20 protein-coding genes are annotated in these 22189 nt (G+C 42.0%); 10 read left to right on the top strand and 10 right to left on the bottom strand.

The window, feature by feature from the left end:
* Positions 1-206 precede the first annotated feature (206 nt).
* From L2740_RS03725 to L2740_RS03715, 3 genes are all read left to right on the top strand, one after another.
* Positions 207-1271, top strand: coding sequence for a permease (locus L2740_RS03725; protein WP_248948772.1), 1065 nt, complete (start codon positions 207-209; stop codon positions 1269-1271).
* Positions 1272-1441: 170 nt separating this feature from the next.
* Positions 1442-1663 (top strand): ribosome alternative rescue factor ArfA, encoded by a 222-nt coding sequence (locus L2740_RS03720; protein WP_248948770.1) that lies wholly within the window; start codon positions 1442-1444, stop codon positions 1661-1663.
* A gap of 454 nt (positions 1664-2117) precedes the next feature.
* Positions 2118-3062 carry a DMT family transporter gene (locus tag L2740_RS03715; protein WP_248948769.1) on the top strand — a complete coding sequence of 315 codons (945 nt, stop codon included), beginning with the start codon at positions 2118-2120 and terminating at the stop codon, positions 3060-3062.
* A gap of 130 nt (positions 3063-3192) precedes the next feature.
* Here L2740_RS03715 and L2740_RS21495 read toward each other — a convergent pair whose 3' ends face one another.
* From L2740_RS21495 to L2740_RS03690, 4 genes are all read right to left on the bottom strand, one after another.
* Positions 3193-3924, bottom strand: coding sequence for a DUF3465 domain-containing protein (locus tag L2740_RS21495; protein ID WP_338056224.1), 732 nt, complete (start codon positions 3922-3924; stop codon positions 3193-3195).
* Between the two features lie 136 nt (positions 3925-4060).
* Entirely contained in the window at positions 4061-4939 is an 879-nt protein-coding gene (locus tag L2740_RS03700) for a 3'-5' exonuclease (protein WP_248948767.1), read from the bottom strand.
* Between the two features lie 30 nt (positions 4940-4969).
* Complete coding sequence (locus L2740_RS03695; RefSeq protein WP_248948766.1) at positions 4970-5557, bottom strand: hypothetical protein; 588 nt, start codon at positions 5555-5557, stop codon at positions 4970-4972.
* 147 nt (positions 5558-5704) lie between these two features.
* Positions 5705-6592 carry a pirin family protein gene (locus tag L2740_RS03690; protein ID WP_248948764.1) on the bottom strand — a complete coding sequence of 296 codons (888 nt, stop codon included), beginning with the start codon at positions 6590-6592 and terminating at the stop codon, positions 5705-5707.
* 423 nt (positions 6593-7015) lie between these two features.
* Between L2740_RS03690 and L2740_RS03685 the strand changes: the two genes are divergently transcribed.
* From L2740_RS03685 to L2740_RS03665, 5 genes are all read left to right on the top strand, one after another.
* The gene (locus L2740_RS03685) at positions 7016-7435 is read left to right on the top strand and encodes a hypothetical protein (protein ID WP_248948762.1); all 420 of its coding nucleotides are present in this window, start codon (positions 7016-7018) and stop codon (positions 7433-7435) included.
* Between the two features lie 154 nt (positions 7436-7589).
* Positions 7590-8285: a 2OG-Fe(II) oxygenase family protein gene (locus L2740_RS03680; protein ID WP_248948760.1), complete on the top strand. Its 696-nt coding sequence runs from the start codon at positions 7590-7592 to the stop codon at positions 8283-8285.
* 179 nt (positions 8286-8464) lie between these two features.
* Positions 8465-9748, top strand: a complete 1284-nt coding sequence (locus tag L2740_RS03675; RefSeq protein WP_248948759.1) for an MATE family efflux transporter — start codon at positions 8465-8467, stop codon at positions 9746-9748.
* 226 nt (positions 9749-9974) lie between these two features.
* A complete protein-coding gene (locus tag L2740_RS03670) occupies positions 9975-11357 on the top strand; it encodes a DUF4397 domain-containing protein (RefSeq protein WP_248948757.1) in 1383 nt (460 codons plus the stop codon).
* A 359-nt stretch (positions 11358-11716) separates the two neighbouring features.
* Complete coding sequence (locus tag L2740_RS03665; RefSeq protein WP_248948755.1) at positions 11717-12373, top strand: thiol:disulfide interchange protein DsbA/DsbL; 657 nt, start codon at positions 11717-11719, stop codon at positions 12371-12373.
* A 171-nt stretch (positions 12374-12544) separates the two neighbouring features.
* Here the strand turns inward: L2740_RS03665 and L2740_RS03660 are convergent, their stop codons facing one another.
* The 6 genes from L2740_RS03660 to L2740_RS03635 form a co-directional block, all read right to left on the bottom strand.
* Entirely contained in the window at positions 12545-13708 is a 1164-nt protein-coding gene (locus tag L2740_RS03660; RefSeq protein WP_248948753.1) for a glycosyltransferase, read from the bottom strand.
* Positions 13709-13792: 84 nt separating this feature from the next.
* Positions 13793-14323: a cytochrome b/b6 domain-containing protein gene (locus tag L2740_RS03655; RefSeq protein WP_248948751.1), complete on the bottom strand. Its 531-nt coding sequence runs from the start codon at positions 14321-14323 to the stop codon at positions 13793-13795.
* Between the two features lie 19 nt (positions 14324-14342).
* Positions 14343-14870, bottom strand: a complete 528-nt coding sequence (gene hemG / locus L2740_RS03650; RefSeq protein WP_248948749.1) for a menaquinone-dependent protoporphyrinogen IX dehydrogenase — start codon at positions 14868-14870, stop codon at positions 14343-14345.
* Between the two features lie 216 nt (positions 14871-15086).
* A complete protein-coding gene (locus L2740_RS03645; RefSeq protein WP_248948748.1) occupies positions 15087-16775 on the bottom strand; it encodes a di-heme oxidoredictase family protein in 1689 nt (562 codons plus the stop codon).
* Positions 16776-16914: 139 nt separating this feature from the next.
* Positions 16915-18063: an imelysin family protein gene (locus L2740_RS03640; RefSeq protein WP_248948746.1), complete on the bottom strand. Its 1149-nt coding sequence runs from the start codon at positions 18061-18063 to the stop codon at positions 16915-16917.
* Positions 18064-18092: 29 nt separating this feature from the next.
* On the bottom strand, positions 18093-19505 hold the full coding sequence (locus tag L2740_RS03635; RefSeq protein WP_248948744.1) for a porin family protein: 1413 nt from the start codon (positions 19503-19505) through the stop codon (positions 18093-18095).
* Positions 19506-19990: 485 nt separating this feature from the next.
* Here L2740_RS03635 and L2740_RS03630 point away from each other — a divergent pair, with 485 nt between their 5' ends.
* Together L2740_RS03630 and L2740_RS03625 are read left to right on the top strand one after the other, a co-directional pair.
* Positions 19991-21172, top strand: a complete 1182-nt coding sequence (locus L2740_RS03630; RefSeq protein WP_248948743.1) for an MFS transporter — start codon at positions 19991-19993, stop codon at positions 21170-21172.
* 131 nt (positions 21173-21303) lie between these two features.
* Entirely contained in the window at positions 21304-22155 is an 852-nt protein-coding gene (locus tag L2740_RS03625; RefSeq protein WP_248948741.1) for a TIGR03899 family protein, read from the top strand.
* Positions 22156-22189 lie beyond the last annotated feature (34 nt).

Raw genomic sequence — 22189 nt, 5'->3', positions numbered from 1 at the left:
AAATACATTGTATTTTTATCATAGATAATATTATTTACGACAACAAGGCCAATCAAAAATAGCTTATGTTTACACCCTTAATTAAATTTATTTCGGTATTTATCGAAATTATTTATTGACTATTTTTTTGATAGGTCTATTATTTGCCCAACTTCGTTATTTCGACGATTCTAGAAATAACAAACAAGAGTATTGAGGTAAAGATTATGAGTCCTGAAATCATGGCAATGGCAAAAGACACTGCCGGAATGTTTTTATTCCTTGCTGCCGAACTAACCCTACTATTCATCGCGATTAGCTATATTGTTGGATTGCTGCAGGAATATATTCCACCTGAGAAAATACAATCCATTTTGAGCTCGAAAAAAGGCAAAGGCTATGTCATTGCTGCACTACTGGGATCTATAACACCGTTTTGTTCATGCTCAACAATTCCTTTCTTAAAAGGCTTGTTGCGTGCAAAAGCAGGTTTTGGCCCTATGATGGTGTTTTTATTCTCAAGCCCATTATTAAATCCAATTATCATAGGTCTATTTATTGTGACCTTTGGCTTTAAAGTTGCGTTGTTCTATTTTGCTGTAGCTATGGTGGTATCTGTGACTGCCGGTTATGCACTAGAAAAACTAGGGTTTGAGCGTTACGTTAAACCTGAAGCTTATGAAGCAGCAGATAGTTCAAGTTGTGGTACTAGCTGTGGCGATAAACCAAAAGTAGCGGTCAAAGCTGAAACTAGCTGCTGCACTACAGCGCCAAAAGAAGTGGCTCCTGTAACAAATACAAGTTGCTGCTCAACGCCAGCAGAAGCTGTCACTAGCTGCGGCACAACAAGCTCTTGTGGTTCAACTGCAGTAGTAAAAGAAGACAGCCGTTGGATGCGAGTATGGCGCTCAACTTGGAAGGATTTTAAACAAGTACTGCCTTACTTAATGATTGGTATTTTGCTTGGATCGTTTATCTACGGCTTTATTCCAACTGATTTAATCGCTAAATATGCAGGCGAAGGTACTTGGTATGCGATTCCAATTGCAGCAGTTATTGGTATCCCACTTTATATTCGTGCAGAAGCGGTGATCCCATTAAGTTCAGCTTTAGTGGCTAAAGGTATGGCGTTAGGTTCGGTGATGGCATTGATTATTGGTAGTGCTGGTGCAAGTTTAACTGAAGTTATTTTGCTGAAATCTATCTTTAAAAACCAAATGATTGCTGCGTTCCTTGCTGTGATTTTAGGTATGGCGATTGCTGCAGGCTACCTATACACCATTATCTTCTAAGCCAAATCGAGTTTGACTTAACTAAGCGACGACACTGAAGATAAACTGCAGCTAACTAGCAACACTATTAGTTAGCTGCAAAAAACAGCGTATAATGTAACCTCGACAAAGTATTAAGATTACTTGGTCGGGGTTATTTTTCTATTGTGAATAACTTCAAGGAGCTATTAATGGCTAAGCATCAAAAACTGCTGCAACCACTTGAACATGAAAGTGGCCGAGGCAGCATAAAAGACAACGCTTTGAAAGCGATAGTAACCAGTTCGCTATTTAGAACGCGTACTGAAAAACCTAAAAAAGGTAAAGGGTCATATAACCGCAAACAAAAGGGGCAAACGCTTAAGGGCATTGCCCCTTTTGACTATCTTCAGCTTGTAATCAAGATTCATTAACTTGCAGCTTGCTTTACCTCCCTCTTGGCACTTTTAGTTCTCGACAACTTTCCAATCGATTTGACCTTGAATAATACTCATATTAAAAGCGCTTTCAGCTAGCGTTTATTTAGTCATTGCTTATTGACTATAGTGGGCAACAATTAGACTATTAAGCCTTCGATAACTTCCTATATATTTAAGCGATACATGACACTTTTACAGCTCTCTAATTCGTTAAAACATTGCCTAACACTGCGACTTAATCGCTGTGTGCTTTGGCTATGTTTATTAGCGGAGAGATAAGAGTCGTTTAGTTAGTTCTCGAATCCATACCGCAAAGTAAGCAATGCGGTATGGTTCATCCCCCGCCTTGCTTGCTTTCGGTTTAACTATAGCCATCATTCAGACAGCATTTATCTGTATACGAATGGAGCCGCTCATGGACGATCGTGAGCATTGCAAGGAGGATAATATGTCTACCGCTGCGTTACCTAAATTAGTTCCAATAGCGTTCTTAACCGTTGTGTTAGTTTGGTCTACAACGCCATTAGGTATTGTTTGGAGCAGTGAAACCGTGCATCCAACTTTGGCGGTGTTATTGCGCATGCTGATTGCTCTGGTACTTGGGATCGGTATTTTATTGCTCGCCCGCATCAGGCTCCCTTGCACAGCTACTGCTTTTAAACTTTACTCATTTTCCGCCATTGGTATTGTTGGTGGTATGTCATTGAGCTATTTTGCCGCTCGATATTTACCTTCGGGGGTGATGTCGCTTATTTTTGGCTTATCTCCGCTACTTTCAGGGTTAATCGCCCAACGACTGCTCAATGAAGCCAAATTTAGCATGATGCGTATATCGGCATTTGTATTGGCGTTTATCGGCCTAGCTATAGTGTGTTCATCAAAATTATCAATAGATGGAGGTAGCTGGATAGGACTAGTACTAGTGCTTATTGCTGTCGTGCTATTTAGTCTGAGTGGCGTATTAATAAAAACCGTAAAAATTAATATTCACCCTTTAGCTAGCACAGTTGGAGCCTTGATTGTTTCAACGCCATTGTTTGCATTGATTTGGCTGACATTCGATGGCAGCTTTTCTATTACTAGCTGGCAAGATCGATCAATTGTAGCCATCGTTTATCTGGGCGTATTTGGCTCTTTACTTGGTTTTATTGCTTACTTTTATATTTTGCAGCATCTAAATGCCAGCACGGTAGCCTTAGTCACCCTAATTACCCCTGTATTTGCAATGATATTAGGCGCTCTACTTAATAATGAGGCTATTAGCCAATCGCTAATAATTGGCGCTGGTTTTGTACTAGGTGGCTTAAGCTTATATCAGTTTGGGGAGCTGTTGCTCAAGCAATTGCGGCTGTCACGGCATAGTCACTCGCTACAAGATCGCAGCAATAAATAGTCAAGGGAAATATCCGAGTAACACTTGAGGTTAGCTTAATGCAACGCTCGCTTTAACGTTTGATATGTTTAGATGAGCAATAAACAAAACCACCTATTGAAGTAGGTGGTTTTGTAAGCGGTAAGAGCAACTATTGGTAAGTTTTACCATTATGTTTTAACCAGCCGCCAATGTGTCTGCCTGCGGGGTCATGATGGGTCCAGTGCACAACACCACCGCGCTTATTCCACTCGTATTCACCAAAAAATGTTACCGTATCGCCAATATTTAAAGCAGGGATCCTTGGCGCTAAATCAATATTGTGAGCGATTAGAATGGTTTGGCCATGAGCCAGCTTAACAATGAACTTTTGATGACGACTGCCTTCATTGTCATCGGGTAAAATTCGAGTCACAACCCCAGATGCCTGAACTTGCTGATTACTTTGTTGCTGCTCATAGGCTTGTTGTATTGTAAGGCTAGCAGCCATAACACTATTAGTCGCAAAACTGGCAATAGCCAGTGCAACTAACATCAAAATAATGCGAATAAGCACACCTTTAACGGCTTTGCTGTGCTCAGTATTTGCTGACGTTGCTAACGCACTATCGGCAGGTAGCGCTTGAGAAGATGCTTGCAGAGCAGCGTGTTGATCTATCTGCGCAAACTCAGCCCTTGGACGACCACTATTATCAGAGCAAATATTAAACTCGATAACATCACCTATCAGCGGTCGGCGTTGCTTATTTTGCAATGCTGATACATGAATAAACACTTCGGTATCAGCTTGTGTCTTAGCGTCAGTCTTAGAGTCTGTTTTTAGGTGAATAAATCCAAAACCTTTAGCATCGTTCCATCGTACTAATTGGCCTGTATATCGCATTGATTGGTTCCTTGTAGTCATACGACTTATTGTTATTTTGGCAGCTGTTATCTGCTGCAGTATTTAGTGCTAAGCAACTTTAAAAATCAAACCCAGTTAGCAAGCTAAAATGAATGATGAGAGTTGGCAAATAAGCTTAACAGCCGAGCTCAGCTAAGCGCTGAGATAATGATTTTGGCCATAAACTTTTAAAAGGTGCGATTTGCTCAATCAGCCCATGCAAAATATCTAACGCCACCAATGTATCGGCAGCTGCGTATTGCAGTTGTAATTCGGTTAATGGCTCAGATAAGGGTTTAGCCCAATTCGATAGCGTCACCTTTTTACTTTTCGGTAGCTTTAAGCCTATAACTGTCGCAGCCATCTGCTGGGTACCTAATTGCTTAGGTGCGCCAAGTTGGTTCATTAGCCAATTTAAATCCAGTATATGGCTAATACTGATCCCATAATCACGCTTCATAGCGTTAATATCACTGCGCAAACCTATACCAACTTTCAATTGTTTATCATCACTCAAAATTGGCTTTAATGCCGCTTTGAATACCTCTATATGTTCAGCTTGCATTCTAAACAGGTAACAATGAGTCACTGTGGCAATTTGGATTAATGAAATCGGATTGCTATTACGTCGCCCCTTTTCGAACGTGGCGGCGGTTTCCGTATCAAAACCTATCCAAGCCTGGCTGCTAATATCTTCAATTGCTGTACCTAATGTCGATAAATTTACCACCTCTACCTGGCGTAACTGACCATTGAGCGACGGAGTAACGCTTTGGATGCGTGTTATATCAAAATCATCAAGGCGAGCGAGATCACTATCATCGATACGCGTGATTAAGCGGCTCCGCAATTGCAACCAAGCTAAAGAGTGTTGGTTCTGCTCATTGGTTATTTCAGCGAAAAAGGCTTGTTCAGCAACTTGCATAGCTGCAAAGTATGCCGCGGCATTTTTACCTAACTCGCGCTTAATCATCGCGGATTTATCTGCGCTTAGACCGAACTTAAATAAACTCATGCTGTAACCCTACTGTTCAATCGATTCACTTTACTGCGTTACCCACATTAATCCCAAATCCTGTTCAACCGCTTGAGAAATGCCAAGTTTAAAGCGCTGATAACCTTGCCATAGCTGCTGATATTCTATTGCTTGTGGCTGGTAATCTGGATTATGGATAAACAGCCATGCATCGAATCTATCTCGCACAGTCTGCTCATTTAACTCTGAGAGTAATTGCTGTAACTCAGGTAAAACATGGCTTTTAAACGCAAATGACCCATTGGCTGCATCCATTTTAATTGCGTCGTGATGACTGATATCTAGCCAAGTTTGAAACACACTGCCAGCGCCCTTTACCCGCGCCTCAGTATTATTAACAATATAATGGTGTAAATCGACATTGCGATGATTAACCTCTGGGCCAATCATAGCTATATTGGCTAATGGCCACTCTTTAGGAATCGTTTGCTCAATACCACCTTTAAATAAGCTAATCACTTTACTGAATAAAGTTTGATGTAGCTGAGTAACATCAGGCTGCAGCCCTTGCAAATAAGCATCCAGCATTTGTGGGTTCGCTTTTAAAAATCGAATGTGCTCATTCGGCAATAAAAACATATTTAAGCACAGCGCCATTAACCCTCTCCAATAAGCTTAATCACTATTTAAGTTCAGTGATATAACACTTAAAATTTATATACCTTTTATCATTTGGATAGTAAGGCTTAGCCAATAAAAATGCGAGCATACTCGCTCGCATTTATATGTAAGTGCTGCAAATTATCACTCGTTAATTTGGCCAAAGCGCCCCATTTGATAATCTTCGACTGCCTGACGGATCTCAGCTTGAGTATTCATCACAAACGGTCCCATATGCACCACAGTTTCATTAATCGCTTGGCCTGTTAATAGTAACAACCCTGCACCATCACCACCCGCTTGCAACTGCAGCGGTGTTTGGCTATCTACTACCAGTAATTGCCCGGCTGGAAACTCAACATGTTGCTGGTTTGGCTCACGACTAGTTAACGATGATTGTTGCAATGCGCCGCGGTAAACATATACGCCAACAAACTGATTATCATTGTTATCAGCACCGAGGTTTAAAGCAACTTCAGCATTGGCTTTAAATGTAATATCAGCGATTTTTGCACTACCAGCCAGCTCAGATAAAGGCGATATCAAGGTTTGCTCGCCAAAGTGCCAACTACCGGCCAACACTTTAAAGTGCACACCCGCTTCAGTAAATTCAGGCAAAACTAGCTCGCCAGAGTCTTGATAACGCGCTGGGCGCATTTTGTCTTTTGCAGGCATATTCAACCAAATTTGAAAACCATGCAGCCCATCATTACTGTCGGCAAGTGGCATCTCAGAATGGACCACTCCGCTTCCGGTGCTCATCCATTGCACGTCACCAGCGTGAATCGAATTTACATTGCCAAGTTGATCTTTATGTTCAAAGCCTCCCTTTAAAATATAAGTAAAGGTTTCAATACCACGGTGGGGATGCGGCGGAAAGCCACCGATAAAATCGGACTTATCATCTGATTTGATTTCATCAATCATCAAAAAGGGATCGAGCCCTAGCTTGCTGAAATCGGCGACACGGCGAATATTCACGCCATCACCATCCATTGCTTTATGCGCTTGATGTTGAGTAAGTAGTTTCATTGTTTATGCCCTATTGATTGCAATAACCACAGCATAACAACCACTAATTAGAATAAATAACGCAAAATTGTACAATTAACATTCTAAAAAATAAGACTGTTAACCGCTCAACTGCGGTAATGGGTAAGTATTGGCTGCAAATTACAGTTATTTAATCACTCTCTCGTTATATTTTCGTTTAATAAAAATCAGCTTTCACTACCTCAAGAACCAATAAAAAAATCATCAGATTAGCCAGAAATAAGTAATAGATGTGCGATAACTAATCCCTTAGTTGCTAGAAATTAATCCTACAGCTTCTGAACGTAAACGACTCATTTTTAGGTCTATGCTTAATGACACGCAGCGAATGACACCCAGCGTTAGCAACAAGCACTGCACTTAACCTTTAGCAATTTATATCGCAATAAAAGGATTTAAACCATGACTCGGAACTTCAAGCAATCCACGACACGATTTTTAACATTACTTAGCGCAATCTTGGTCTTATTGGTGTTTAGCCCTATAAAACCATCAGTAGCACAAACTGATGGTGAATATAACGGTCAGGTTGTGATGCAGTCAGGGCAATCTATGGCTTGGCAAGCACAAACCCAACAATGGCTAACTCTCGATGCTTTCTGGCAAATGTGGGCCAATAGCCGCGGTGGAGTGACTTGGGGCAAAAGTCAGCATTACCCGCCTTACGACAAAGTAAAAGAGCAAGACACCTTTTTAGTCGAAATTGATGATGGTAGTTGCATGATGGAGTTTTGGCACGGACGCTGGCGCCGCGCCAATGATGTTAGGCGTTGGGATGAGGCTTTTAATGATTACTCAGCCTGCCCACGCGTATTCGATTGAGGCAGGTTTAATAAACTACTTCCAAAACAATTTGGTTAACAATTTCGCAACATCTGATATATTAAATAACGACATCCGCAGCTTGGTCTGCGGAATTTTTTAATGTCTAACATTTTGTATAAATATGAGTTTATTTATATGTTGGAGGCCAATTTTGACAATATCATTTTCACCTAATCTCGATTGGGATTCACTAAAAAACCAATATAAAAAAGATGATCGAATAAAAATAAGTGATATTTGGCTTCCTGAAGACGCAAACAAAATTAATCAATGCCTTACATCCGAAACAGAATTCTCTCATGCCTACACCCAGAATGGCCGCCCCCTAGTTTCTTCAGATAAAGAACTTAGGGATATGACCAGTAACGCCCAGAAATCACTATTTCAAAATCTATATCAAGATGCATCAAAAGGAGTTGGCTTTTGGTATGGTCGTCACATGGTTACCCCCTCTAGCCCTAGATTACTCAATACTGTTAAAAGCTACTTAAACTCCGATAGCTTGCTAGAAAATATTAGATATATTTCAGATAGACCAGATATTAAATTAGCCAGTGCTCAAGGTACGCGATATACACCAGGAAACTTTCTAACCAGACATCGGGATGTGGTTGAACGAGAAGGTCGAATTCTAGCCTTTGTGCTGGGTTTTACCCCTAAATGGCATCCAGATTGGGGAGGACTGCTACAGTTTTACCAAGATGACGGTACTCCCAGAGATGCTTGGACACCGGAATTTAACTCAATGACACTGTTTGACGTAAAGCATGTGCACGCTGTGACTTATCTAACTCCATTTTGCCCATCGCAACGTTTTTCTATTACAGGCTGGTTCCGTTCACGCTAAAAATAAGAGTGTAATTGTGTAAATTACACTCTTCATTACGCTATAGCTATCCAGCGATTAAAATTAGAGTCGCTGATAACTCTTGCCAGTTCACACCTTTTAACAACTGGACTAGCACTGTTAGTTTGAATGATTAATATTTAGCACCCCATCGCCAGTTTATTGAGTAATGCAACACCATGACTGAAACATCTTTTGCGCGAGTTAAGCACGCTTTTATTAATGCTATTTGGGCAACTCTCGCCAGCGTTTCACTCGGCTTAGCATTTAAGATCTGGCTGGCGCAGTGGGTTGCCAAAAGCGATCTCGCCTTGTATCACACTGTTGTCGACATTATTTCTATGTCGCTGATTCTGCTTAGTGGGTTTAGAGCATCTATGGTGGTGAGCTTTTCACAAACTAAAAATGATGCCGACATTACCAATATTTTCCGTTATTCACTGATCACTATGGTGCTATTTACTTGGGGATTAGTACTGCCCTACATTAAACATCAACTCAATATTGATGTGGAATATATTCAGTTAGTGGGTGTGATTTTGGGGATGGGCTTCAAGGTATATTTTACCAATCAAATTGGTATGTACCGCCTTTATGATATCGCCAATAAAACCACTTGGTTGGAGCCATTACTGCAAGTACTACTGTTTTTAACTTGCTATTATGGATTTGGACAAACAGCGGTTGCCTCTTTGTTTTACAGCTTAATTTTATCTAACTTTGCCGTTGCAGCGTTTATGTTTATTCAGCGCAGAAAACAGATAGCGACAACGCCATTAGCACCAGTGCAACTAGACCCTGATATGCGCAGCTTTGTCAAAAAAAGTGTGATGTCGTCGCTTGAAATGGGCGCTAGTATTTTAATGGTTTACATTACTGTGCTACTGACCATTGGCTACTTTACTATTGATGAGCTTGGCGATTTCCAAGTGGTTGTGCGCCCTATGCTTGCCTACTTTACTATGCTATTTGTGTTCCCAGTTTATCGCTATATTTTACCGGAACTAGCGCAATGTATACGTAATGCTGAGCACCTGCAAGTGGCCTTAATTCGTCGCTGGTTTTTCAAATTAAGCTTTGTAGTTAGTCTAGTATTTTTCTTGGCATTACTGTTATTCAGTGATGAATTCGTCGGCTTTGTTTTTCCTGAAACCTATGCCAACGCTGCACCAATTTTACTCCACTTTGCTATATTCTTTATTTTTATGATGCTTAATGCCTTTCAAATCGCCTACATCAAAGCTCATGGGCAATTTTTACAGAGTTTAGCGATTCGCTTGCTTGGAGTGGGAACATTAATTGTAATGTTCTACATTTTAAGATTGTTTACCGACAACGTAGTCGCTGTGATTTTAGCCTTTGGTTTTGGTTACTTAACCATGTTTATCGCTTCAAGTATTCTTGAACGAAAGTTGCTCTTACAGCATAAGTCAAAGCAACAACCGCCTATTGCTACACTTTAAACTGGTATTTGCTAGCTCAGCCAATAAGCCAATATTTAGACGGCTAATAGCTCGGCTAGCAGCAAGCAATATTCCCCCATATCAGCACAACACCTGCAGCGCTATCAAATCTTACTGGCGTTTTAGGTATCACTTTAGCCAAAAGTTAATTAAATGTTTATTTTTTGATCTGAAAAATTTCCCACTGCGTAATGCTTGACGAACCCAATCAGCAAGGAATACGAAAATGAAATTTTCAGTCCCATTTTCACGATATATATTTATCGCATCTGTTTCAGTATTAGGCCTTACAGCTTGTAATGACGATGATGACAATGTTACCCCGTCTAACCCCATTGAAGTTAGCGAGTCTCAAATAAGGGTAATTCATGCAGGTAGCGACGCGCCACTAGTCAATATTGTGGCCAACGGTAATAGCTTTATCGATGATGTGGATTACGCCGTTTCTAGTGGCTTAGCGACTGTGCCAAGTGGCAGCTACGCTATTGCTGTCGACGCACAGCTTGCAGATGGCAGCACCACAACTGTACTTAGTGCAGATCTTGAAACCGAAGCTGACACAGAGTACACAGCCGTAGCACTTGGCAATGTTGCCGACGACAGTTTAATGCTCAAGCTTATTGCTAACCCAGAGCAAGCCATTGCCGCTAATTATGCTCGCGTTCAAGTTCTGCATGCCTCTCCAGCTGTTGGTTTAGTCGATGTCTATGTCACCGAACCTAATGCAGACCTCAGTGCTATCCAGCCAACATTGTCAGCAAACTATATGGATGCTAGCACGCAACTTGAAGTAGCCGCTGCTGAGTATCAAATTAGAATTACCGCAGCAGGGCTTAAAGAAGCCGTTTATGATTCAGGCCCGGTAACGCTCGATGCTGAGGTCGATTACTTTATCACAGCAATCCCTAATACCTGGTCAGGAATGTCGCCTGTAGCACTATTGGTTGCTTTACCAGAAGGGCAAGTGTTGCTAAATGATGTATCAAGCGGCAGCGACATTCGCGTTGTCCATGCTGTTGCTGACGCTCCGGCTGTGGATGTATTTTTAGATGGCAGTAGCACTGCAGCAGTCACTAACCTAATGTTCAAAGGTATTGCAGGTTACGTCAATATCCCTGAGGGTGAGCACACTGCAACCGTTGCAGCTAGTGCAGATAACAGCGTTGTAGTTATCGATAAAGCACCATTTGAACTCGCTTTAGGTGCTAGCTATTCGATTCTGGCAACGGGTTCTTTAACAGACAACATGATTGAGCCATGGATTATTACTGAAGCGCCGCGCATGGTAGCAACTGAAGCTAAGCTGACTGTTTCACACGCCGCATATTCAGCGCCAAATGTCGATGTTTACTTAACTGCTACAGACGATATTTCATCGGCTACTCCAGCGCTAACTGACGTTCCGTTTAAAGCATCATCAGGTAGCTTGAGTGTTGCTGCGGGCGATTATGTTGTCAGCGTCACTGTTACAGGCACCAAAACTGTTGCCATTGGTCCACTACCGATCACAGTTGAAAACGGTGGAGTTTATGGTGTAGCAGCGGTTGATAGCACAACCAGTGGAGCATTCGACGTCATTCTTTTAGATGATTTCGTGATGGCGAAATAATAATTTGAAATACTAGGCCTTCCTACCAAGTATTGCGACCGTTGTTACTGGCGGTCGCATTTTTGTATGTTGGCCAAAGTTGGACTGCTTAATATCCTAGACGTTAAAAAGTTCCCGATTACTGCATTTTTAAAGTCAGATTGTGAAGTTTGGCAAAATTTAAAATGAAAACTGCTGTTTCCGCTTAAAATCACGTGATAGGTCACACTCTGGCGCATGTATTAGCGGCCGAATTCAGTCATAATTAAGCAATTGGTTTTATTCTTAACAACAATGTAATTTGCTGTAACGGATGAATAATATTTGTATTATTCGTTATCGCTTGACTACTTATTAGACGTCACTTAGAGGACAAAAGTTTGATTAAACATATTGCTTTAGCGTTAACATTAGCCGTTGCTCCATTGAGCAGCTTTGCCGCACAATTTGTTGAAGGTAAGCACTTCACAGTCGTGTCAAATAAAGCACCAAGCACTGAACCTAAGCTAACTGAATTTTACTCTTTCTATTGCGGCAACTGCTTCAATATGGAAAAGATGTACATGGCAGACATCAAAGCCAACCTCAACAAAAAGGTTACTTTTGACAGCAAGCACGTAGATTTTGCTAACACTGAAATTAACACTGAAGTTATGCGCTCTCTTGCGGTTATTCAATCAATGAAGAACCAAAAGCCAGTAACTGACGCTATGTTTAAAGTGATCCAAGGTGAAAATGGCGAAAAGCATGACCATAGCGCACCGGGCCACAAGCATGAAGAACCAATTAAGAGCCGTGACGACATCAAAGCAGTATTTGCTAAGTTTGGTGTTGATTCAGCTCAATACGACAAAGTTGCTGACAGCAAAGAGACTGATGCTAAGCTAGCACTATGGCGTACACAGCAACGTGAATTTAAAGTACAAAGCGTACCTTCTTTCATCGTTAACGATAAATACCAAATCAACATGGGTTCAATCCGCACTTTAGGTGAATTGATTGACCTAATGAACTACCTAGCCCTAGAGCATAAGTAATCTTTACTTGTCAGTTTGCTAGCAAGCTTCCGGCTTGAAAATAGTTAAAGAAAAGGCGCTAATCAGCGCCTTTTTTAATGGAAATTTCCCACCTTAAATAACTCAACAGTTAAGCTAGAAGCGACCCTGCCTCTCAACTTAATCTCTAAACTTATAGGCTTCACTAGTGATTTATTTATGCGTTGCAACCACCTGTTGCAGTAGTTGCTTCCAGCTATCTAATACCGATTCCCATACTCTTTCGCAATATACTCTCTGCTCAGAAGATACTTGTAACGGCTCACCATTAATAACTTGCAAAATAGCCTGTTCAATACCTGTAACTGATAACTCGTCCAGTAATTTAACGACTTGTAGCTCTTTAAGTTGACATGACAAAGATGGAGTAAAAGTTAGAGATGGCGATAGTGAATGACACCGCAAAGCTTCAGCCTGATCAGCTAAGCCATCAAGGTTAGCCACAATTACCGGCTTGCCAGCCGCCACAGCTTCAATACAAGTTAACCCAAATGGTTCCCACCTCGATGGAATAACAACTAGATCTCCCTGAGCCAAAAACCGCGGTACATCTTGCACCTCCCCCACAAGCTCAACATGGCTAAGCCCCTTGGCAAGTTGAACAAGCTCCTCACGCTGCTCACCATCCCCCGCAATAGAAAGCTGCACTTGCTCAGCAGGTAGCTTAGCCATAGCTTTAATCAATAAATCAAAGCCTTTTTGCTTACTTAAACGGCCATATGCCAACAGTTTTATAGGGGGTTTATGCGATTGGGCTGTTGCTAGAGCCGGCGCTTGAGTTGACACTTCCACCGGCTCTGGTGTTATCTCTTTAGCTATAGATTTAGATAAGCTCTCTGCATCAACTTTACTCGGTAATGCAATAAAAGCACTTAACTCTTTACCTTGACCTACCAACACCATTTTATCAGCAGCAATCACATCAAGCTCAGTTAACCACTCCTGCTGAGATTGAGACACCAGCAACACCTTGTGCATTAACTTATAAGTCAGTTGCAACATAAACTCGAAACGAGTTGAAGACTGCACGCAATGACGAACAAATTCTCTACTGTAATGGTGCTCTTGATAAAGTATTGGCGTGCCGATATTGGCAAGTTTCAACGCTAGAAATGCAGGCAGTTTGCGCCAACTAGCAGCCGCATGCAGCACAATAACATCGGCTTGGTAACGCTGAAAGGAACAAGAATTGAATTGACGGTATAGAAGCTTAAAACTAAACGATTGTTGCAATGCGGAGGCAGCAAGACTCTCTAGCGCTAAATTAACGCCGCCGAGCTTAGTATCATCAATTAAATGAACTATGGTTGGCCGCAAAGCAACTCCTTAACTCTAATCCCTTATCTATTAAGTTAAAGACATTACAGCCAATTTAAAAGAATTGTTTTGCGTAAACAGCGCTTAGTTGCGGATAAAGTCCAGTAAGTGCAAACAGGCAAAGACAGCATGTAGCATAATAAATCCAATAAAGCCGTGTGCTGCATCGATATGATAACCGCGCCACATTAATGCAGCACTTGTGCCTTGGGTTGCAAACCAGAGCAGACCTGTCATGCCAACGGCAACAAACAGCAGCATGCCAATGCCTTCGGTAATACTGAATAAACCTCTACCACCTGCAATTGGCACTTTACCTTTAGTTAACCCTACAAGGTCTGCTTTTAACTGCGAGAAATCTGCTACCAGCCAAGGAAAGTACTGACGCCACTTACCTTTAAGGCTGTTAGAGATAAGAAATGTGATAGATAAAAATGCGCCAACCTGGCCGAGATATACATGGCTGGTATCCCAAATACTGGCATTAACCCTAAGACTACGGCCAATAAGCACCCAGCTACTGGTAAAAATAAGATAAGCAGAGGTTAGGATGATTAAAACATGTTGCAAATCAATATATTTTCTCGCCAAGCGTTTAAACATAGACTGCGCCATATACTCTGCCTTTTACAATTTAAGCCGTTAAGTGATTAATATTATCAGCGTAAGCATCAACTTTCTGCCAGTCCGTATACTCAACATTGGTATCGGCGGCAGTAGGACCTTTGGTGATCCACATGATAAAGCGAATGATATTTCTGTCCATTGCGCCATAACTTGGATAATTTAGACTACCACCAAATACTTCAGCAAGCTTAGGAACCCAAGCCGACTTTTCAAAGAAAGCTCGCATATATGGGTTGGTATCTGCGGTATTTTTTAAGGGCTTACGTGCCACTAAGCTAACCGAAAAAAAGCTACTTGGCTTTTGCTCTAATAATGCCTGATTAGCTTCGATAAAATCATAAACAGCTGGATTATGTTTACCATGACGAATGCTGGCACCAATAATCACTTTATCAAACTCAGCCAAATCCACTTTATCAGCAATACCTACAGCGGTGACACTGTTACCCGCAGCCGTTAACTTATCTTCTAGATAAGCGCTAATCTTGCGCGTCTGGCCATGTACACTTGAATAAACAATAACAATTTTGCTCACCAGACATCTCCATGAAGTGTTAATTTTAAAGCGAATGAATTTAGTAAATAAATCATAGGTTATTTAGTTAAAAGATTACATGAAACAGATCACGAGGTTAGGTGTAATAATTCAAATTTGCTTTATCTACCTCACAAAATTAACAGCGGGACTCCTCAAAAGAGGTAGCCCCGCTGTTTTTACTTTTTTTATCAATCTCAGTTATGCATTTTTCAATTACAGTGACATCAAAAAATCAATAACTTGCGTACGTTCCTCAGCAGTTAAAGCCATAAAATCTTGCAGACTCTGCTCCGCTTCACCACCATGCCACAAAATAGCTTCTTCCAATGTTGCTGCGCGGCCATCATGTAAAAATCCAGCTTGCGGATTAACGGTTTGGGTTAAACCTATGCCCCATAACGGTCGAGTGCGCCACTCGTTACCACTAGCTAAAAAGTCTGGTCTACCGTCAGCGAGTCCATCTCCCATATCGTGCAATAGCATATCGGTAAACGGATAAATGGTTTGCCCCATATGACTCGGACTCATTGGACTGCCACCAATATTACCCGAAGTTTTAGTCACAAAACTTGGTGTATGGCAGCCAGTGCAATTGAGCTGCTCAAATAACCTAGCGCCCTCTCTTACATTACTATTAGCAACGTTACGCCTTGCTGGTACTGCTAACGTTTCGGCGTAAAATACCACTGAATCACTAAATTCTGCACTTGCCTCTGGTTCACCGTCTACACCACTGCCCGTGTCAACAAATCCAGTACGAGTCAGATAAGAATCATGCAGCGCCGTACCTGCAATGCTTTCATTCGGAAATAGCGGATTAGTTACACCAATATCACCTCGCAGCGCCCCTAGAGACTGCACTCTTACGCTTGGAGTATTGGCCTTCCAACCAAAACGCCCCAAGGAAACGGGCTTTGCTTCACCCGCTTGCGCTTTAACCGCATCAAACACATAGTTAGCGCGGCCTGATATGCCATCGTTATCAGTATCATTTTCATCAACATTGGCAAGAATATCCGCTTCAGGTATCGCCTCGAGTAATCCTAAACCAAATACCGGCATACCATTACGCCATCCCATCAATACATCATCTTGCAACAAATTAGAGGTGATGTTCGCACTGGCTATCGTTTCGCCTGGGGCGTCATAAGGGTTTTCCACTGCGAATAACGGCTTTTTCAGGGTAACACTGGTGCCATCGTCGTAGGTGATCACTTTAGTTTCATAGGATAAATAAACATCTGCTTGGCCAATAAACTGATTTTGTTGCCAATCAGGGCGGGCTTGTAGCACGCCTCGATGAAATAGTTGTCCACCAAAATCAGGAACCGGGATAGGTGCGCAGTAGTCGTTGCTTAAAGTGCCAGTCACACAAGGCTCTGTTGGTGCCATGCTGATCCGCAAAAAGATGCCTGCGTCAGAGCCAAGCTTTACTCGGCTTTGACCTGCTGGAATTATCGGCGTGGAATTACGCCCATCCCTTTGGTGGCAAGAGTTACAGTCTGCGTTATTAAATACTGGGCCTAATCCATCAAGTTCAGGATGAGCGCTATTGGGCGCCGTAGTAAAGGCGGTCTCAAAGCTTAAATCGCCCTCTAAATGCTGCGCTAATTCTGTATCAGTTAAATTTGGTGCTGGAGTTGAAAAACCGTGACCTGATTCAGATGCATCAAAGGTCGTGGTATCGCCACCACTGGCAGTAATATCGGTATAGTCTGGATAAACTTTCTGTTCAGGTATTGGCGTTTCATCATTACCACTACCACCACAAGCGCTCAAACTTGCAAGGCCCAAAACCAATAAACTCTTGCTAAAGTTAACGACTAATTTTTTAGTGAAATTAATTTTAAAACAACTCTTTGAATGCACTACGTTAATGTCTGTTTTAAGTACGATTGCCATATGCTGTTCCACACTTATTTGTAGATCCCTAGCTCTCAAACATTGAGTTAAAAGTCTATAAAGGTTGATAAACCATGTTAAATACAAGGTTTTTAAATGAGAAAAAGGAGGTCAATTTGACCTCCAATCTATTGAGTTGCTAGATCTTCCACTCTTTTAGCAGTGGCAGTACGTCAGACTCTAAACTGGTTTGCAATGTTGATAATGAGTCAACGGCAGTTTGAATACGCACACGGCCATCGGCATCGCTAATCGCTTGACGGAACGGCATATCATTATCGCCTGCTATCGCTTGAATCTTGCTAATCGCATCATCAATTTCAGCTTTTACACGGGTCGCTAATTCTGGGTTCGCAGCATTTACAAAGTCGATAATCCCTTGCTTGTCTGCCCCCCCTGCAAACTCACCCAAATAGACATTGCGCACACCAATAATGTTATCGCTAAAGTCAGTCAATGAGTTCCACGAATATTGTGATTCCACTTTTGAGGTATCGGCTTTATCGAGTGAATCTCCAAATGGATCAGCAATTTTGCCGTTACCCACTTCATCTACAATACCAATCATGCCGTTAATCAGCTCTTCAACTACACCTACTTCAGAGCTATAAAATGTATTGCCATCAGCGCCTGAGTTTTTCAGTAATTCGCCATAAGCTTTGCCACTTTGGCCGTCATAACTAATTAACCATGCGTCATCGAGTGTTTTTGCATAATCACGGAACACTTCAGCAAGCCCCATTAAATAATCACGTTCATTTGCTGTTAACTCTGAAATATCCTTACTGTTGTCAGCAACACCGTCGCCAAACAGCAGGTATTCCATAGTGTGAAAACCTTGCACATCATCATTCCAGCCCTTGATTGTGTCAGCATCAAATCCGCTGTTGTTCGCTAACACAGTGGTTAAATCAGTGGTGTTTAGTGGCCAGCTATCTAAATGCGGATCGATACCTAAAGAGTCTACCGGACCAAAGATATGCGACTCTCCCTGCTCCCATGGCTGGCGAGCAGCCTTCCATGCTTGTTGCGCGGCGAGCAAATTAGCTTGTGTTGGCGTATTAACTAAGGTTTGAGTGGCCTGAAGCATGGCTTCACCACTGGCAGCAAGATCAGAGTAACCAGCCACAATCACCTCATCGGTCAGATTGGTGATCATCTCAGTGGCTGCAAAGCTAAACCCAGTATCAGGCTCAACGGTAGGTGTATCGTCAGAACCTGAACCTCCACAGGCTGACAGGGCTGAAATTAGGGCAATAGCAAGCGCAGAATGAGTAAAGTGTTTCATAAAAACTCCATTTATTTATGTCTTATTATTTAAAGTGAAAATTGGTAACCAACGCCTAAAGCAAAAAAGTTGGTGTCAGGAATTGCCGAAACGGCAACTTGATGCACACCAGCTTCAGCTTTAATGACAATCTCAGGGATAGGGAAATAGTTAACACCGGCGCTAATCCAGGTATTTTCATAGCGCTTAGTTGCGACACCAGTTTCTACCTCTTTCAATGGATTGGAGTAATCGATGTTGGCAAAAACCGTAATAGGCACAGCAGTGAATTGGCCTAGGTCGACTCCAGCCTCAACAAAAAAGGCTTCTGATTTAGAACCAACTTGCGCAAAGTTGCCCGGCTTAAGTCCTGGAGTGGTTTTATTCGCTTGAGTAATGGCGTCGCTGTCACTTAATGTGCCATATAAGTATTGCCCACGTAGGATCCACGGTCCTTCAACAAATGCACCAGCCACAGACAAAATTTCTACTGTGCCGTCTGCGCTTAATTTGTTGGTCTTATGACGATTCCCACTGGTATTACCGTAATAGTAAGATGCTCCTAACGCAGAGCCTGTTTTAAAGTTGCCATAATCAAGCCGAACAACGTAAGCAAGGTCGTCAGCATTAACATGCTCAAAACGCTTTTGATGACCAGATGCCACCCAGTCATAGGTTCGGAAGTATTCTGAATTTAAGCCACTAACCACTTGCGCTTGATAATGAAAATCTGCGACTTCACCAAAGATCCCTATACCGTTTTCATTCCATACTGCAGGTAGCATGGTTGCTTCACTCTTATGGCGTTGCACCGTAAGATATTGACTGGGTTTGTGTAGCGTACTGCTAAGGCCGACTGGCAAATGGATATTACCGAACTTAACGCCAAAAGCTGCGCTTGGACGATAGCGGATCTCGGCTTTCTCGATCATCACTTCACCGCCAGCTTCAACCTCAGCTTCAAACTCGCCAAACTCATCAAAACCGTCATATTCAAGCGAGGTTCCTGTGCCACCATGCTCATACTCGATTTCGACCTCCATATCCCACTGATCATTAAACTGGTAACCAAACTCAGTAACAATCCGCTCTAGATCGAAACGATTACGTCGCTCAGGGCTAGTATCCTGAACATTGTCGTAATACTCATCGCTGGTATAAATCACGCTGCCATAGGATTTAAATGAAAATTTATCCCAGTGACTTTTTGAAAGTAATTCAGCTTCTTTCTGCTCTGCTGCAATAGCAAGCTGTTCAGCTTGGCTATCAGATAAAGCTTGCTGCTTTTGCTGCTCTGCCAACTGTTGTAACTGGATTTTCAAGGCCGAAAGCTCTGCTTCCTGTTTAGCAATCGCTGCCGCTAAAGCTTCTGGATCGCTTGCTGATAACGCGTTCGAGCTAAATACACTGGCAATAGCTAGCGCTAGCATGTTCAGCTTGGCATGCTTTGAAATGGACTTCATAGATGTCTCTCATTTTTGATTCTGCGCTGTAAGCCAATTAATAAAGTGTTGAAAATAAAGTAGTACATATACTTTCAGGCGATCTCAGCACTCTATAAACCAACTTAAACAGCTCCCCCTAAATTCGCAGACAAACTACACCCAATGAGAATGACTTACATTATCATTTACAGAAAACTTACATTTAGCACAAGAGTACTACTTAGGTATCAAGGCAGGAGGCAATTCAAGACCAGTGACAATCAATGACTCAATAATGACGAGGGCTAAATGGCGAAATATTTCAATCCGTACAGTCTTACTATTTAGCTTATAAAAAGGGGGATCAAACAACTGATGCGTAAATTGTTACTATTGCCACCAGCTTCATTGCTACTCAGGTCTAATAATAAGAGATGACTCATGTATACTGCTCTTTCGCCTAAATCCCCAAGAAAAAGCAGCACTGAAATCAACCGGTTTGCAAGTGACTGATAGGAACTCCAATGAGAAATGATCCTCAAAAACTACTCCTATGGATGACATTTATCATGTCACTGGTGTTTGCTGTATGGCAGGCATTATTAAATAACTTTGTAATCGAACGAGCGCAATTTACCGGTGCTGAAATAGGTATTTTGCAAAGCCTACGCGAAGTACCGGGATTTCTCGCCTTTACCGCTATTTTTGTTTTATTGCTGATCCGAGAGCAGGCGTTTGCGCTATTATCTCTCGCCGTTTTATGTATCGGTGTGGCAATTACTGGCTTTTTCCCTCAAGTATTAGGTCTCTATATCACTACCGTATTGATGTCGGTAGGTTTTCATTATTTTGAAACCGTAAACCAATCTTTGACTCTGCAATGGGTAGATAAACAAGACACCGCAGCGTTTATGGGCAAGGCATTAGCATGGCGCAGCGCCGCCGCTCTTGGAGGCTATGGCAGTATTTGGTTAGTAATGAGCTGGCTAAAGCTCGACTATCAGTGGATGTACGCCATTATCGGCAGCTTAGGGTTATTAATGGTGCTAACGATTAGCTATTACTTTCCTAACTTTAACCAAGGTGAGATGCAGCATAAGAAAATCATCCTAAGAAAGCGCTATTGGCTTTACTACATGCTGACTTTCTTTTCAGGGGCGAGGCGACAGATTTTCATGGTGTTTGCAGGCTTTATGATGGTTGAAAAGTTTGGCTATAGCATCACCCAAATCACTTCACTATTTCTCATCAATTATGTTATTAACCTACTGTTTGCACCTGCTATCGGCCGTTTTATTGGCCGCATTGGTGAGCGAAATGCGTTAACTATTGAGTATGTTGGTCTTATCGCAGTCTTTATTAGCTATGCACTTGTTGAACAAGCTGAATTAGCTGCAGCCCTCTATGTAATCGATCACTTGTTATTTGCTATGGCCATTGCAATGAAAACCTACTTTCAAAAAATTGCAGACCCTAAAGATATTGCAGCAACTATGTCTGTTAGCTTCACCATTAATCATATTGCAGCAGTCGTGATCCCCGCGTTACTCGGTTTTTTATGGTTAACGTCATCGCAAATGGTATTTTATATCGGTGCAGGGTTTGCTGTTTGCTCACTGATTTTAGCGCTTAACGTACCGCGCCATCCCGACCAAGGTGAAGAAGTTGCCCACTTTGGTAAAGTGAGACCAACTGCAGCAAATTAACTGCTATCAAGAATTAATAGTGATGGCCGATAGTTTAATTAGTATCGGCCATAGTTAGCCGAGTATGAGTTAACTGTTTTTAGATAACACAATTGGCGTGATAACAATTATTGATAATGGCGAATGGCTTCATGGTTGAAACAGCAACAGACGGCGCGGTGGCGCATGCAACAAAAGATAGTAATAAAGCCACTGATGCATCAGCTCGAAAAAAGGCTTTGCTGCTAGGGCGAATGTTAGGGTTAGCAAGTGAAGATGACTACCGGGCAAGCAATGCATCGATTGCTGAACGGGCAACATTTCGCGCGCAAAAGTTAGCCTGCCAATACCAAGAAAACTTAGAAACCATTTACAAAATTGCCATTAGCCATACTCCATCAGATGTCACTGGTGTCGATCTTGATCCTGACTGGGCACACCAGTTTTTCCAGCTAGCAGAGCAAATTCATAATCGAAAAATGCAGGAGTTATGGGGGCGAATTTTAGCTCATGAGATCACTTCACCGGGAAATTTTAGTCTCCGTACATTAAGCACGCTGAAACAACTAACCCACAAAGAAGCGCAAATTTTAGAAAAAGCCTTAGGTATGTCAGTGCTTATCAATAACGAAAGCCGTTTAAAGCTCATTATAGGCTTTAGGCATGCAGGTGGATTTGGGCAATTATTTAAAAAAGCCACTTCGAGGAATATTGGTTTATCGCAGTTTGGCCTCCCTTACTCTAATATCCTCACCTTAGTAGATGCAGGCCTGCTACATCGCAGCGAACTAGAAACCGGGCTCCTTAGCTGCAAAACGCCAATCCATTTTGCACTTGGCGACAATAAACTCAAGCTAACGCCTAAAAGCGGTCAACTGTTTTTTAGCTATTATCGCTTTACCCCTATCGGCGATGAACTGGCTCAATTAATCCATTTCAACACAGATAAAAGCTATATAAAGGCAATGAAAGCCCTGTTTTCACATGATTTTAAGATTGATTAACTTCATTCAAAGCGCATAAAAAAGGCTGCATCGA

It is taken from the genome of Shewanella pneumatophori (assembly GCF_023283895.1).
GTDB classification, from domain to species: Bacteria; Pseudomonadota; Gammaproteobacteria; order Enterobacterales; family Shewanellaceae; genus Shewanella; species Shewanella pneumatophori.
This window is presented reverse-complemented; position numbering and strand designations above follow the sequence as displayed.

Coding starts and splice junctions, on each gene's coding strand:
- L2740_RS03630 (WP_248948743.1), top strand. CDS start 19,991: ATGAGAAATGATCCTCAAAAACTACTCCTATGGATGACATTTATCATG.
- L2740_RS03720 (WP_248948770.1), top strand. CDS start 1,442: ATGGCTAAGCATCAAAAACTGCTGCAACCACTTGAACATGAAAGTGGC.
- L2740_RS03640 (WP_248948746.1), bottom strand. CDS start 18,063: ATGAAACACTTTACTCATTCTGCGCTTGCTATTGCCCTAATTTCAGCC.
- L2740_RS03635 (WP_248948744.1), bottom strand. CDS start 19,505: ATGAAGTCCATTTCAAAGCATGCCAAGCTGAACATGCTAGCGCTAGCT.
- L2740_RS21495 (WP_338056224.1), bottom strand. CDS start 3,924: ATGCGATATACAGGCCAATTAGTACGATGGAACGATGCTAAAGGTTTT.
- L2740_RS03700 (WP_248948767.1), bottom strand. CDS start 4,939: ATGAGTTTATTTAAGTTCGGTCTAAGCGCAGATAAATCCGCGATGATT.
- L2740_RS03670 (WP_248948757.1), top strand. CDS start 9,975: ATGAAATTTTCAGTCCCATTTTCACGATATATATTTATCGCATCTGTT.
- L2740_RS03625 (WP_248948741.1), top strand. CDS start 21,304: ATGGTTGAAACAGCAACAGACGGCGCGGTGGCGCATGCAACAAAAGAT.
- L2740_RS03655 (WP_248948751.1), bottom strand. CDS start 14,323: ATGGCGCAGTCTATGTTTAAACGCTTGGCGAGAAAATATATTGATTTG.
- L2740_RS03690 (WP_248948764.1), bottom strand. CDS start 6,592: ATGAAACTACTTACTCAACATCAAGCGCATAAAGCAATGGATGGTGAT.
- L2740_RS03695 (WP_248948766.1), bottom strand. CDS start 5,557: ATGGCGCTGTGCTTAAATATGTTTTTATTGCCGAATGAGCACATTCGA.
- L2740_RS03675 (WP_248948759.1), top strand. CDS start 8,465: ATGACTGAAACATCTTTTGCGCGAGTTAAGCACGCTTTTATTAATGCT.
- L2740_RS03715 (WP_248948769.1), top strand. CDS start 2,118: ATGTCTACCGCTGCGTTACCTAAATTAGTTCCAATAGCGTTCTTAACC.
- L2740_RS03645 (WP_248948748.1), bottom strand. CDS start 16,775: ATGGCAATCGTACTTAAAACAGACATTAACGTAGTGCATTCAAAGAGT.
- L2740_RS03725 (WP_248948772.1), top strand. CDS start 207: ATGAGTCCTGAAATCATGGCAATGGCAAAAGACACTGCCGGAATGTTT.
- L2740_RS03685 (WP_248948762.1), top strand. CDS start 7,016: ATGACTCGGAACTTCAAGCAATCCACGACACGATTTTTAACATTACTT.